Source organism: Paraburkholderia oxyphila NBRC 105797, assembly GCF_000685075.1.
GTDB lineage: Bacteria > Pseudomonadota > Gammaproteobacteria > Burkholderiales > Burkholderiaceae > Paraburkholderia > Paraburkholderia oxyphila.
On sequence record NZ_BAYD01000007.1, the window covers coordinates 164,269 to 178,372 of the forward strand.

A 14,104-nucleotide genomic window follows, 5' to 3' on the forward strand; every position below is an offset into this window, starting at 1 on the left:
GCGCGTTTCTTCGCATGGACATAGCTGGCTCCCTGTTGCTCGCGATCGCGCTGATGCTGATTATCGAGGGCATGTTCCCGTTCGTTTTCCCGACGGCGTGGCGCGATACATTTCGTAGAATTGCGGAACGGCCGCCGCATCACATCCGGATCGGCGGGCTGATCGTGATGGGGCTCGGCCTCGTGCTGCTGCTGATCGCTACCTGAATTCAAGGCGCGTGCCGCGAGGCGTGCGCCGTTTCTATCGTCCGGCCCGCGCGGCAGGCGCGTGTGCGCGCTCGAGTCCCTGCGGCTGGCGCGTTCCGCGCCCGCGCGGCCTTTCATCGTCGTAGGACTGACCCGATGTCGACCTGGTTACTTCCCGAGAATATCGCCGACGTGCTGCCTTCCGAGGCGCGCAAGATCGAAGAGCTGCGCCGCCGCCTGCTGGACCGCTTCCGCGCCTATGGCTACGAAATGGTCATGCCGCCGCTGCTCGAGTATCTCGAGTCGCTGCTGGTGGGCAGCGGGCGCGATCTGAACCTGCGCACGTTCAAGCTCGTCGATCAACTTTCAGGCCGCACGCTCGGCCTGCGCGCGGACATGACGCCGCAGGTCGCGCGCATCGACGCGCATCTGCTGAACCGCCAGGGCGTCACGCGCCTGTGCTACGCAGGCAACGTGCTGCACACGCGCCCGCGCGGCCTGCACGCCACGCGCGAGCAGATCCAGATCGGCGCGGAAATTTACGGCCACGCGGGCCTCGAAGCCGACCTCGAAATCCAGCAGCTGATGCTCGACGCGCTGCGCCTCGCGGGTCTCACGAAGGTGCGTCTCGACCTCTCGCACGCGGGCGTACTGGCGGCGATCTTCGAAGCCGATCCGGCAGCCGCCGTGCTCGGCGATGCTTTGTATGAAGCGCTGGCTGGCAAGGACGTGCCGGATCTGGCCGAGCTCACCGCGAACCTGCAGCCGGTGTCGCGCGACGCCTTGCGCGCGCTGCCTTCGCTGTATGGCGACGCGAGCGTGATCGATGAGGCGCGCAAGCGCCTGCCGGCGCTGCCCGGCATCGCGCGCGCACTCGACGACCTGGCATTCCTCATGAGCAAGATCGAGGGCGCGGAGCTGATGCTCGACCTCGCCGATCTCGGCGGCTACGCGTACCACAGCGGCGTGATGTTCTCGGCGTACGTGGACGGCGTGCCCAATGCGGTCGCGCGTGGCGGCCGTTACGACAAGGTGGGCGAGGCATATGGCCGCGCCCGCGCGGCGACAGGTTTTTCGATGGATCTGCGCGAAGTGGCGCGTATTTCCCCGGTGGAGGCGCGCAGCAGCGCGGTGCTCGCGCCGTGGCGCCACGACGAATCGCTGCGCGCCGCTGTCGCGGCCCTGCGCGATGCGGGCGAGGTCGTGATCCAGGCACTGCCGGGCCACGAGCACGACATGGACGAATTCGCATGCGACCGCGTGCTGGTCGAGCGCGACGGCGCATGGGTGGTCGAAGCGCGCGCCTGAGCCCGCACCGGGGTGCCGCGGAGAGGGCGCCGTGGCGCGCATGCCGTTGAGCGCAAAAGGAAATTCCCGGAATTTTGGGAAAAAATGGCGGCCTTGCCGCCGAACCCAGGTAGAATACGTTTTTAACCAGCTAACGAAACACCATGTCTGCCAGCGCAGTGAATGTAACCCCGGGGCGCAATGTCGTCGTCGTGGGCACCCAATGGGGCGATGAGGGCAAGGGCAAGATCGTCGACTGGCTGACGGACCACGCGCAAGGCGTGGTGCGTTTCCAGGGCGGTCACAACGCCGGTCACACACTCATCATCGGCGGCAAGAAGACCATTCTCCGGCTGATCCCCTCGGGCATCATGCGCGCCGGCGTCGCCTGCTACATCGGCAACGGCGTGGTGCTCTCGCCTGAAGCCCTGTTCAAGGAAATCGGCGAACTCGAAGAAGCGGGCATCGACGTCCAGAAGCGTCTGTTCATCTCCGAAGCCACCACGCTCATCCTGCCGTATCACATCGCCATCGACCAGGCGCGCGAAGCCAAGCGCGGCGCCGCGAAGATCGGCACGACCGGCCGTGGCATCGGCCCGGCCTACGAAGACAAGGTGGCGCGTCGCGGTCTGCGCGTGCAGGACCTGTTCGAGCCGGAAGTCTTTGCCGAGCGCCTGCGCGAAAACCTCGATTACCACAACTTCGTGCTCACGCAGTACCTGGGCGCGCAAGCCGTCGATTTCCAGCAGACCCTCGACACGATGCTTTCGTACGCCGAGCGTCTGAAGCCGATGGTAACGGACGTTTCGCGTCGCCTTTATGACGTGAACAACGAAGGTGGCAACCTGCTGTTCGAAGGCGCGCAAGGCACGCTGCTCGACATCGACCACGGCACCTATCCGTACGTCACGTCGAGCAACTGCGTCGCGGGTGCGGCTTCGGCCGGCGCGGGCGTCGGTCCGCAAAAGCTCAACTACGTGCTCGGCATCACCAAGGCGTACTGCACGCGCGTCGGTTCGGGCCCGTTCCCGAGCGAGCTGTACGACGCCGACAACGCCGACCGCCAGGAAGAAGTGGGCCTCACGCTCGCGAAGGTCGGCAAGGAATTCGGTTCGGTCACGGGCCGTCCGCGCCGCACCGGCTGGCTCGATGCCGCCGCGCTGCGCCGCTCGATCCAGATCAACGGCGTGACGGGCCTGTGCATCACCAAGCTCGACGTGCTCGACGGCCTCGACGAAGTGAAGCTGTGCGTCGGCTACAAGGTCGACGGCAAAGATGTGGACATCCTGCCGCGCGGCGCCTCGCAAGTGGCGGCGTGCGAGCCGGTCTACGAAACGTTCGAAGGCTGGAAGGAAAGCACGATCGGCATCACGCAGTTCGACGCGCTGCCCAAGAGCGCGCAGGCGTACCTCACGCGCGTGCAGGAAGTCGCCGGCGTGCCGATCGACATGGTTTCGACCGGCCCGGATCGCGACGAAACGATCCTGCTGCGTCATCCGTTCAAGGTCTAAGTGGCAAGAAGGTAGAAGCAAAAATGATTCAAATGATGGACCCGCGCAACGACGAAAAGAACCTGTGGGTCGGCTGGGATGAATATCACCGGCTGATCGAACTGCTCGCGCTCTCGGTACACGAGTCGCGCTGGAAGTTCGACCAGATCCTGTGTCTCGCGCGCGGTGGCCTGCGCGTGGGCGACCAGCTCTCGCGCATCTACGACCTGCCGCTCGCGATCCTCGCGACGAGCTCGTACCGCGAAGCGGCGGGCACGGAGCAGGGCGAGCTCGACATTGCGCAGTACATCACGATGACGCGCGGCGAACTCGCGGGCAACGTGCTGCTCGTCGACGATCTCGTCGATTCGGGCGTCACGCTCGCGCGCGTGCAGGAGCATCTCAAGGTGCGTTATCCGTCCGTGACCGGCGTGCGCTCGGCGGTGCTCTGGTACAAGGGCTGCTCGAAGGTGAAGCCGGATTACTTCGTCCAGCATCTGCCGACCAATCCGTGGATCCACCAGCCGTTCGAGGAGTGGGACACGGTGCGTCCGCACAACCTCGGCGCATGGATCAAGCGCGGGCTTCAGCAGGCCCAGCAGGATCCGCAGAAGTAAGGGCGCTCAGCAGAACGCCGTGTCGCCGGCAGCGTGCGCTTGCCGGCGGACATCATCAGGAACGGAGCCTTCGGGCTCCGTTTTTTTATGTGTCCCGTGCTTGCGCGCCTTGTCGCGTTGGCTTGCAGCGGCGTTACCGCCTCCGCGTGTCAAGCTTTGGCGCACAGCCCGCCAGGCGCCGCAGGGTGCCATGCTAAACTGCCGCGGGACAAGAGGGGCGTCGCGGGGTCACAACGATCACTCGGGTTTCCCCCGCAGCCGGTTTAGAATAGCGCTCGTTTTTTCCGCCTCGAACGGATTTCCGCGTATATGACAACTAGCACGCACGTGGCAAAGCAGCCGCTCCCCACACTCGCAGTAGCGGCCATCGGCGTGGTGTTCGGCGACATCGGCACGAGCCCGCTGTATTCGCTCAAAGAAGCGTTCAGCCCGGCACACGGCATTCCGCTCAACGAAACATCCATCCTTGGTGTCATCTCGCTGCTGTTCTGGGCGATCATCATCGTCGTCAGCGTCAAGTACGTGCTCTTCGTGATGCGCGCCGACAACAACGGCGAAGGCGGCGTGCTCGCGCTCATGGCGCTCGCCTTGCGCTCGTTCGACCGCAAGAGCAAGTCCGCCGTCGTGCTGACTGCGCTGGGCATCTTTGGCGCCTGCATGTTCTACGGCGATGCGGTCATCACACCGGCCATCTCGGTGATGTCGGCGGTCGAAGGCCTCGAGATCGCCGCGCCCAAGCTCTCGCATCTCGTGCTGCCGTTCACGATGGTGATCCTCGTCGCGCTGTTCTGGATCCAGCGGCACGGCACCTCGCTCGTCGGTCGCCTGTTCGGGCCGATCATGGTGCTCTGGTTCGTGACCATCGGCGTGCTCGGCCTCTCGCGCATCGTTCAGGCGCCGGGCGTCATCGCCGCGCTCAATCCGTACTATGCCGTCACGTTCATGAGCGCGCACGTGCTGCAGGCCTATGTGGTGCTGGGCTCGGTCGTGCTGGTGCTGACCGGTGCGGAAGCGCTCTACGCCGACATGGGCCACTTTGGCGCGAAGCCGATCCGCTACGCGTGGTACGGGCTCGTGATGCCATCGCTCGTGCTCAACTACTTCGGCCAGGGCGCGCTCCTGATGCAGGACCACAGCGCGATCGAGAATCCGTTCTTCCTGCTCGCGCCGGATTGGGCGCTGCTGCCGCTCGTGGTGCTGTCGACGGTCGCAACCGTGATTGCTTCGCAGGCTGTGATCTCGGGCGCGTACTCGCTCACGAGCCAGGCGATTCTGCTGGGCTATGTGCCGCGCATGAAGGTGCTGCATACGTCTGATCTCGCGATCGGCCAGATCTACGTGCCGGTCGTGAACTGGATGCTGCTCCTCATCATTCTGTGCATCGTCGTCGGCTTCAAGAGCTCCGATAATCTCGCCGCCGCATACGGCATTGCCGTGACCGCGACGATGGTCATCACCACCATGCTCGCGAGCGTCGTAATGGTGAAGCTGTGGAAGTGGAACATCTGGCTCGTGTCGCTCATCATCGGGTGCTTAATGGTGGTCGATGTCGGCTTCTTCGGCGCCAACCTGCTGAAGGTCGAGGAGGGCGGCTGGCTGCCGCTCAGCATCGGCGCGCTGCTGTTCTTCCTGCTGATGACGTGGTTCAAGGGGCGCATGATCGTCAAGGAGCGCACCGCCGCCGATGGTATTCCGCTCATGCCTTTCCTGCAGGGATTGCTCGCGCATCCGCCGCACCGCGTGTCGGGCACGGCCATCTATCTCACGGGCAGCGACACGCTCGTGCCGGTGAGCCTGCTGCACAACCTCAAGCACAACAAGGTGCTGCACGAGCGCACGATTTTTCTCACATTCCGGATTCGCGACATTCCCTACGTGGCCGACTCGGAGCGCGTGCAGGTGAAGGATATCGGTGGCGGCTTGTATCTCGCGAAGGCCGACTATGGCTTTAACGAGACGCCGGACGTGAAGGCCGTGCTCGAAGAGATCGGCCGCAAGGAGGGCATGACGTTCGAGATGATGGATACGTCGTTCTTCCTCGCACGCGAGACCGTGGTGCCCACACAGTTGCCGGGCATGTCGATCTTCCGCGAGCGCGTGTTCGCGTGGATGCATCAGAACGCCGCGAAGCCGACCGACTTCTTCAGCATTCCCGCGAATCGCGTGGTCGAGCTGGGCACGAAGATCGAGATTTGATGCTTCGTTGCGTTGACAACAAAAAAGGCGCCACGGCGCCTTTTTTGTTGTCTGCAGCCAGGCGAGCGCGGGGTTGTTGCAGGCCCCGCGCCGCGCGGCGCTCGCGCGTCAGCGCTTGAGCTTCGCGAACGCCGCCGCCATCGCATTGACGGGTTCAGCGTCGCGCGAGCGCTGGCCGCCGCGGTTCGCATTGCCGCCGCGCTGATCGCGGTTGCCGCCGCTGCCGGCATTGCCGCCGCTGCGCTGCGCCGCGCTCGCCGGATCGTCGTCCATGCGCATCGTGAGCGCGATGCGCTGGCGCTTCACGTCGACGTCGAGCACCTTCACCTTCACCACCTGGCCGGCCTTCACGACTTCGTGCGGGTCCTTGATGAACTTCGTCGACATCGCCGAGACGTGCACGAGGCCGTCCTGATGCACGCCCACGTCGATGAACGCGCCGAAGGCCGCCACGTTGGTCACGACGCCTTCGAGCACCATGCCCGGCACGAGGTCGGAGACCTTCTCCACGCCTTCGCGGAAGGTCGCGGTCTTGAACTCGGGGCGCGGGTCGCGGCCCGGCTTTTCGAGCTCCGAGAGGATGTCACGCACGGTCGGCAGACCGAAGCGCTCGTCGACGAACTCGGTGGGCGCGAGGCCCGAAAGCGCTTCGCGATTGCCGAGCACGTCGCCGATGGTGCGCTTGATCTTCGCGAGCATGCGCTGGACCACGGGATAGGCTTCCGGGTGCACCGACGAGCGGTCGAGCGGATTCGCGCCGCCGTTGATGCGCAAAAAGCCCGCAGCCTGCTCGAAGGTCTTGTCGCCCAGACGCGGCACCTTCTTCAGTTGCTCTCGCGAGGGGAAGGGGCCATTGGCGTCGCGGTAATCGACGATATTGCGCGCGAGCGTCGCGTTCAGGCCCGACACGCGCGCGAGCAGCGCCACCGACGCCGTGTTCGCATCCACGCCCACGGCGTTCACGCAGTCTTCGACCACGGCGTCGAGCGAGCGCGCCAGTTCGCGCTGGTTCACGTCGTGCTGGTACTGGCCCACGCCGATCGCCTTGGGCTCGATCTTGACGAGCTCGGCGAGCGGATCTTGCAGGCGCCGCGCGATCGATACCGCGCCGCGCAGCGAGACGTCGAGCTCGGGGAATTCCTTCGCGGCCAGTTCGGATGCCGAATAAACCGAGGCGCCGGCTTCGGAGACCACGATCTTCTGCAGCTTCAGCTCCGGATGCTTCGAAATCAGCTCGCTCGCGAGCTTGTCGGTTTCGCGCGAAGCCGTGCCGTTGCCGATGCTGATGAGCTCCGCCTGCGTTTGCGCGGCGATGCGCGCGAGCTTCGCGAGCGAGCCGTCCCAGTCGCGGCGCGGCTCGTGCGGGTAGATCGTGTCGGTGGCGAGCAGCTTGCCGGTGCGGTCGACCACGGCGACCTTCACGCCGGTGCGCAGGCCCGGATCGAGGCCGATCACGGCCTTCGGGCCGGCGGGCGCCGCCAGCAGCAGGTCCTTGAGATTGCGCGCGAACACGCGGATCGCTTCAGCCTCGGCCTGCTCGCGCAGGTTCGTGAGCAGCTCGTTTTCGATGTGCGGCTGCACCTTGACGCGCCAGCACCAGCGGCACACGTCGGAGAGCCACTTGTCGGCCGGCCGGCCCTGGTTGGCGATGCCGAAGTGGCGCGCGATCATCGCTTCGCCCGGATGCGGCACCTGCGCGTCGAGCTCGCCGCCGAGGCCCAGCTTGACCATCAGCACGCCGGCGTTGCGGCCGCGGAACAGGGCGAGCGCGCGGTGCGACGGCACCGTCTTGATCGTCTCCGAGTACTCGTAGTAATCGCGGAACTTCTCGCCTTCCTCGTTTTCCTTGCCCTCGACCACGCTCGACATCACCACGCCCTGGTTGAACAGCCAGTCGCGCAGCTTGCCGAGCAGCTCGGCCGTTTCGCCGAATTGCTCCGAGAGGATGTCGCGCGCGCCGTCGAGCGCGGCCTTCACGTCGGCGACACCCTTTTCGGCGTTCACGTATTGCGCGGCTTCCGTCTGCGGATCGAGCAGCGGATTGGCGAGCAAGGCGTCGGCGAGCGGCTGCAGGCCGGCTTCGCGCGCGATCTGTGCGCGCGTGCGGCGCTTGGGCTTGTACGGCAGATAGAGGTCTTCGAGCACCTGCTTGCTGTCGGCCGCTTCGATGGCGGCGCGCAGCTCGTCGGTGAGCTTGCCTTGCTCTTCGATGCTCTCGAGGATCGTGGCGCGACGGTCTTCGAGCTCGCGCAGATAGAGCAGTCGCTCTTCGAGCGTGCGCAGCTGCGTATCGTCGAGATTGCCCGTGACTTCCTTGCGATAACGGGCGATGAACGGAACGGTCGCTCCTTCGTCGAGAAGCTGGACGGCGGCCGCCACCTGACGCGGTTGAACGGTCAGTTCGCTGGCGATGCGCTGGACGATCTTGAGTGCTACGGTTTCCGTCATAGAGTCTGGATATTCCTGCGAGGATCGGTTTGCGGTCCGGGTTAGCGGCCCCGGGTTACGGTGCCGGGCTGCGGTCCCGGTGTGCGCCCCCGGGTGTGCAGTCCCAAAGCCGGGCGGGAGACATCAAGCGAGCGAACGCCCGCCGGCTGGTGGAGCGGGGCATTTTGCCATAAATGGCGGGGCGCTCAACTCGGGGGGTGTTAGAATTTCAGCCATGTTCCGTTGCCCTCAGAAGACGTTGATCCCATCCCGTTTGACACCCGTCCAGCCCAGTGCGCGCCAAAGCGCGGCATGGCGGACCACCGCCCGCGCGGCGGTTTATGCTGTCGCATTGCTGGCGACGGCGAGCGTTCCGGCCCTCGCGCAAGAGGCGGTGGCGTCCGGGGTGGTAGCCGGTGCTGATGTCGCGGTCTCGGCGTCGGGCGCAACGGCCCCGAATTCCGGCGCGGGCAATGACTTTGCCGCGCGACAGAAGGTCCTTGATCGGCGTACTGCGGAGAACAACTACCAGTACGCCGTCGCGCAGCACAATTGCTACGATACGTTCTTCGTGAACCACTGTCTCGGCAAGGCGCGCGATGCGATGCGCGTCGTGCAGGCGGATATCCGCCATCAGCAGCTGGCGCTCGACGAGGAGCAGCGCGCCGACAATGCGCGCCGCCGCGACGAGCAGGCAGCGCTGCAGCGCGCGAAGGACGAGGCCGACGCGCCGCAACGCGCCGCGAACGAGGCGCAGAGCGCGCAGGCTTACGAAGACAAGCAGCGTCAGCACGCGCTCGATCAGGCGCAGCGCCAGGCCGAAGCGCCGCAACGCGCGGCGAACGCGCAGGCGTACGAGGAGAAGCAGCGCCAGCACGCGTTGCAGCAGGCGCAGCGCGAAGGCGAACAGGCGCAGTCGCAACGCGCGGCCAACCAGGCCGCGTACGACAAGAAGCAATCGGATTATCAGAAGCAACTGGACGAGGCACGCCGCGAGGGCCAGCAGAAGGCCCAGGAACGTGCCCAGAAGGCCGAGCACTTCCAGCAGAAGCAGGAAGACGCGGCCAAGCATAAGGCTGACGTGGAAGCACGTCAGAAGCAGGCGGCCGAGAAGGCGCAGCAACAGCAGCAGCAACAGCAGCAACAGCAGCAGCAAAAACCGCAGGCCCAGTAGCACCACGCTTTTTCAGCCGGACAGCAACCTCAGGCGCGCGACCTTTCGCACGGCGGGCGCCGATCATGACGAGGAGGCGAGCATGCGCGAGCATCGTGAAGTCAAGGGCGAGGTCCTTCGTGACCGTATTCTGCAACTGGAAACGGAACATGGAGACCTCGACCGTCTGATCGACAGGATGTGCGAGACGTCGGACTACGACGATCTCGAATTGCAGAAGCTGAAGAGGCGCAAGCTCAAGCTGAAGGACAACATCATCCTGCTGCAATTGCAGCTGGAACCCGATTCAACGAAGACCTCGAACGGGCACGCCTGATTCCGGGTCCTGGCAGGCGCCGGGGCGCGGCTGCAGTCGCGCCGGGCTCAGAGGACCGAGCAGGAACCGCTTGCCTTGAATTCAACGACCGTTTCCCGATCCCGTCCCGCGCGCGAAGGCGGCGCGCAGGATGGTGACGCACGCACTGCGCAAATGGCGAGCGCGCCCGCATTGAGTGCGCACCGCGGTGCCGAACTCGAAGAGCTCTTCGCGGCCAACGGGCTGTTGGCGCGGGAGATCGACGGCTATCGCCCGCGCGCCGCGCAGATCGAAATGGCGCGCGCCGTGGCCGCGGCCATGGAGGCCGCCGCCCAGGCGTTGCCCGAACCGGCGATGTTCGAGGCGCAGGCGCGCCCGGCGCGGCGTCTCGAGCGCGGCGCCCCGGTGCCTGCGCAGGATACCGCTGAACAAGCCGCCCACGCGGCCGCCGAATCCGGCGACAACACGCTGATCGTCGAGGCGGGGACGGGCACCGGCAAGACCTATGCGTACCTCGTGCCGGCCATGCTGTGGGGCGGCAAGGTGATCGTCTCGACGGGCACCAAGCACCTGCAGGACCAGCTTTTCGGCCGCGATATTCCCACCGTGCGCGATGCGCTTGCGGTACCCGTGAGCGTGGCCATGCTCAAGGGCCGCTCGAACTATCTGTGTCACTACTATCTGCAGCGCACGGCCGACAATGGCCGCTTGCCGTCGCGCCAGGAAACGGCGTATCTGCAGGAGATCGTCCGCTTCGCGAAGATCACGCGCTCGGGCGACAAGGCCGAGCTCGCGAGCGTACCGGAGACGGCCGCCGTGTGGTCGATGGTGACGTCCACGCGCGACAACTGCCTCGGTCAGGAGTGCCCGCACTACAAGGACTGCTTCGTCATGCAGGCGCGCCGTGAAGCGCAGCAGGCCGACATCGTCGTCGTGAACCACCATCTGTTCTTCGCGGACATCATGCTGCGCGATACCGGCATGGCCGAGTTGTTGCCGAGCGCGAACACGATCATCTTCGACGAAGCGCATCAGTTGCCCGAAACCGCCACGCTGTTCTTTGGCGAGACGCTATCGACTGCGCAGTTTCTCGAGCTCGCGCGCGATTGCGTTGCCGAAGGCCTGAGCCATGCGCGCGATGCGGTGGAGTGGGTGAAGCTGGGCGCGGCGCTCGAGCGCGCGGCGCGCGACGTGCGGCTTGCGTTCAAGGAAGATTCGCTGCGCGTGTCGATCACGCAGTTGCCTGAGGATCATCCGCTCTTCGACTCGCTCGACGCGTTGCAGACCGAGCTCGGCGCGCTCGCCACCGCACTTGCGGGCCAGGCCGAGCGCGCCGAATCGCTGGGCACCTGCCTGCGCCGCGCACGCGAGCTCCAGGGCGTGCTGTCCGGGTGGACCGTGCCGGGCGCGTCGCCTGATGCGCCATCGCGCGACGCACGGGCTGCCGCAGACGCCGGCCAGCCCGATGGGCAAGGACATGCCGCAACCGAGCCGGGCGCCGACGACGAAAAAGTCCGCTGGGTCGAAGTGTTCTCGCACACGGTCCAGTTGCACGAGACGCCGCTTTCCGTGGCGCCCATTTTCGCGAAACAGCGCGCGGGCGTGCCGCGCACGTGGATCTTCACGTCGGCGACGCTTTCCGTGCGCGGTGACTTCACGCACTATGCGGCGCAGATGGGCCTGAGCGCGCGCCGCTCGATGACGTTGCCGAGCCCCTTCGATTACCCGCAGCAGGGCTTGCTCTACGTGCCGCGTAATATGCCGCAGCCGTCGTCGCCGCAATTCACCGACGCGGTGTTCGATGCGGCGTTGCCCGCCATCGAAGCGTCCGGGGGCGGCGTTTTCATGTTGTGCACGACGTTGCGTGCCGTCGACAAAATCGCCACAAGGCTGCGCGACACGATCGAGGCGCGCGGCTGGAACACGCCGCTGCTGGTACAGGGCGATGCAAGCCGGACCGAGCTGCTCGAGCGCTTTCGCGCCTATGGCAATGCGATCCTCGTGGGTAGCCAGAGCTTCTGGGAAGGTGTCGACGTGCGCGGCGATGCGCTCTCGCTCGTCGTCATCGACAAGCTGCCGTTCGCGCCACCCGACGATCCTGTGCTGGCCGCACGTCTGGACGCTCTGGCGAAGAAGGGTTTGAGTCCATTTGCGGTTCATCAGTTGCCGCAAGCCGTGATCACGCTCAAGCAGGGCGCAGGGCGTCTGATTCGCGCCGAGACGGATCGCGGCGTGTTGATGATCTGCGATACGCGCCTCGTGGACAAACCCTATGGCCGGCGTATCTGGCAAAGCCTGCCGCCGTTCAAACGCACGCGCGAGATCGAGGTGGTGCAGGAGTTCTTCGCGGGAGAGAACGAGCAGGGCACTGCGTAACTGCGCTTGACGCGCGCTACGTAGTGCGCGTCACGTAATATCCGCTTGCATATGCGCAATGCCGGTTACATGCATTGCGCATGAGTTTTGGCGTTGTATTTCGGGCGTTCCTGCATGGCGCTTAACCGCAGAAAAACCAACAAAAAAGCCACGAACGTGAGTTCGTGGCTTTTTTGTTTGCCCGCCGCGCATCTGACGAGGCCGTCAGGCTGCCCGGCGGTTCGCTTCGTTGCCCGCTGGAGCCGAAGCTCCGGGCGAGCACCTCGCGAACACAGCTTACTGGCTTGCGCCCGAAGCCGGAGCAGCCGTAGCTGCGCCCGAGTCCGAAGCAGCAGCAGCAGCGCCCGAAGCGGCAGCGCCAGCGTCCGAAGCAGCAGCCGTAGCATCGCTCGCAGCAGCTGCAGCGCCCGAAGCAGCTGCCGTTGCGTCCGAAGCAGCAGCAGCCGGTGCCGAAGCAGCCGTAGCGTCGCTAGCCGGCGCAGCAGCTTGGTCGCTGCTCTTGTTGCACGCAGCCAGTGCAACAGCTGCCAGCAGGGATGCTACGAGGAGGGATTTCTTCATGATCACGTCCTTTTATGGTTAAAGGTAAGCAACAGCGCAAAATAATACCGGTAATGTGCCCCAACATCGACCTGAGCCGCTGGTGGAGATGCACTGCAAGAGCGTGAATCTTCCCTACGGCCTGGGCGGAAATTATAGGCACTTTCGTATCGACCGTCGACAAATCCGGGGACAATACGTTGTCTTTCTCATACAAGCACTATATTTTAGTACGGTATAACAGTCCGAAGCGCTTAGGCAAGCACCCCGAGCCGTATCCAGCCCGCACGATACCACTCGTGTAGCAACGCTGTCACACACGAATCGTGTGAGAGTGTTACAAAGCGTTTCCCATCCAGAAAGCGGTTGTCAGCCAATAACGGCAGCCATTTTTTCGCTTCCTTGAGCAAGTACTGTTCCCCGTTCAGGTAATACGAGCGCGCATCGTAAAGCAGGATTGTCCTGCGGTCGAGTGTTATCCCATTTTTCGCGGCGCGCGCAACAAAACGCGCTTCGTCCAGCGGCTTTTCGGGGGCGTCGAATACCACGTTCGATTTCGGTTCTGAAAGCCAGGAGCCGACGAACGAGGAGACGTCCGCATCGCTCCACCGCACTTTAGCAAGCACAGCCGAGACGCGCTCCACAAGTGCCGGGGGGAGTTGGGCCGGATGCGTCACGGCGGGCTGGTCGGGGTCCCGATAGAGCGTGGGGTTGCCTGCGTTCGAGCTGGCTGCGCCATCCGCGCCGCGCTCGGCCAGCCAGTAGAGAAACTGGCTCGTCAGCTCGGTCGTGGAAGGCGAACGAAAGCCGATCGAGCAGGTCATGCATTCGCCCTCGGCCACGCCGTCGTGCGCGATATGCGGCGGCAGATACAGCATGTCGCCCGGCTCCAGCACCCATTCCTCTTCAGGTGCGAAGTTCGCCAGGACCTTCAGCGGCAAGCCCTCCTGCAGCGTCAGGTCGCGCTGCGCGCCAATGCGCCAGCGCCGCTTGCCGTGCACCTGCAGCAGGAACACGTCGTACGAATCGAAATGCGGACCCACGCCACCGCCGTCGGACGCGTACGAGATCATCAGGTCGTCGAGGCGGGCGTCGGGCGCAAAGCGAAAGCGTTCGAGCAGCGCGCGGGCACGATCGTCGTGCAGGTCGACACCTTGCACGAGCAGCGTCCATTGGCGCGTTTTCGTTGTCGGCAGTTCGTCAGGTGCGAAGGGGCCGTGCTCGAGTGCCCAGCGCTTGCGAAAGTGCGTGATGAGCCGCGATTCGACGTCATCCTGGTCGGCCAATGCGAAGAGTTCGTCGCGCGAGAGCGGCGCCTCGATGCCGGGTATCGCCTGGCGGATCAAGAATGGCTTTTTCTGCCAGTATTTCTTCATGAACTGCGCCGGACTCAGGCCGCCAAGCAGCGGCGTGGGCATCTCGGGCGCGGGACTTGCCAGGGAGGAGGGGGCGCGTCGCTTGCGGGCGTCCTCCGGGTGGTCTGGGGACCGCTTGGGCATCGTATAATGTGGTCTGTA

At 65.0% G+C, this 14,104-nt stretch carries 11 protein-coding genes; 8 read left to right on the forward strand and 3 right to left on the reverse strand.

All coding sequences use genetic code 11. The annotated features are described in order from the left end of the window. The first annotated feature begins 14 nt into the window (after nt 1-14). The 5 genes from BO1_RS06830 to BO1_RS06850 all read left to right on the forward strand — a co-directional run bounded on the left by BO1_RS06830 (nt 15) and on the right by BO1_RS06850 (nt 5,775). On the forward strand, nt 15-206 hold the full coding sequence (locus BO1_RS06830) for a DUF2065 domain-containing protein (RefSeq protein WP_028216923.1): 192 nt from the start codon (nt 15-17) through the stop codon (nt 204-206). A 135-nt stretch (nt 207-341) separates the two neighbouring features. Further along, on the forward strand, nt 342-1,493 hold the full coding sequence (locus BO1_RS06835; protein ID WP_028216924.1) for an ATP phosphoribosyltransferase regulatory subunit: 1,152 nt from the start codon (nt 342-344) through the stop codon (nt 1,491-1,493). A 143-nt stretch (nt 1,494-1,636) separates the two neighbouring features. Beyond that, complete coding sequence (locus BO1_RS06840) at nt 1,637-2,983, forward strand: adenylosuccinate synthase (RefSeq protein WP_028216925.1); 1,347 nt, start codon at nt 1,637-1,639, stop codon at nt 2,981-2,983. Nucleotides 2,984-3,006: 23 nt separating this feature from the next. Next, nucleotides 3,007-3,579: a phosphoribosyltransferase gene (locus BO1_RS06845; protein ID WP_028216926.1), complete on the forward strand. Its 573-nt coding sequence runs from the start codon at nt 3,007-3,009 to the stop codon at nt 3,577-3,579. Between the two features lie 309 nt (nt 3,580-3,888). Continuing rightward, entirely contained in the window at nt 3,889-5,775 is a 1,887-nt protein-coding gene (locus tag BO1_RS06850) for a potassium transporter Kup (RefSeq protein ID WP_028216927.1), read from the forward strand. Nucleotides 5,776-5,883: 108 nt separating this feature from the next. On the opposite strand, the gene BO1_RS06855 is transcribed toward BO1_RS06850, so the two are convergent. Continuing rightward, a complete protein-coding gene (locus tag BO1_RS06855; protein WP_028216928.1) occupies nt 5,884-8,223 on the reverse strand; it encodes a Tex family protein in 2,340 nt (779 codons plus the stop codon). Nucleotides 8,224-8,437: 214 nt separating this feature from the next. Between BO1_RS06855 and BO1_RS06860 the strand changes: the two genes are divergently transcribed. From BO1_RS06860 to BO1_RS06870, 3 genes are all read left to right on the forward strand, one after another. Further along, nucleotides 8,438-9,376 (forward strand): colicin transporter, encoded by a 939-nt coding sequence (locus tag BO1_RS06860; RefSeq protein WP_245643722.1) that lies wholly within the window; start codon nt 8,438-8,440, stop codon nt 9,374-9,376. Between the two features lie 82 nt (nt 9,377-9,458). After that, a complete protein-coding gene (locus tag BO1_RS06865) occupies nt 9,459-9,692 on the forward strand; it encodes a DUF465 domain-containing protein (protein ID WP_028216930.1) in 234 nt (77 codons plus the stop codon). A gap of 153 nt (nt 9,693-9,845) precedes the next feature. Continuing rightward, complete coding sequence (locus BO1_RS06870) at nt 9,846-12,047, forward strand: ATP-dependent DNA helicase (protein WP_407669908.1); 2,202 nt, start codon at nt 9,846-9,848, stop codon at nt 12,045-12,047. 276 nt (nt 12,048-12,323) lie between these two features. Here the strand turns inward: BO1_RS06870 and BO1_RS57155 are convergent, their stop codons facing one another. Further along, nucleotides 12,324-12,608: a hypothetical protein gene (locus BO1_RS57155; RefSeq protein WP_043283970.1), complete on the reverse strand. Its 285-nt coding sequence runs from the start codon at nt 12,606-12,608 to the stop codon at nt 12,324-12,326. A gap of 233 nt (nt 12,609-12,841) precedes the next feature. Continuing rightward, nucleotides 12,842-14,086, reverse strand: coding sequence for a cupin domain-containing protein (locus tag BO1_RS06880; protein WP_028216933.1), 1,245 nt, complete (start codon nt 14,084-14,086; stop codon nt 12,842-12,844). Nucleotides 14,087-14,104 lie beyond the last annotated feature (18 nt).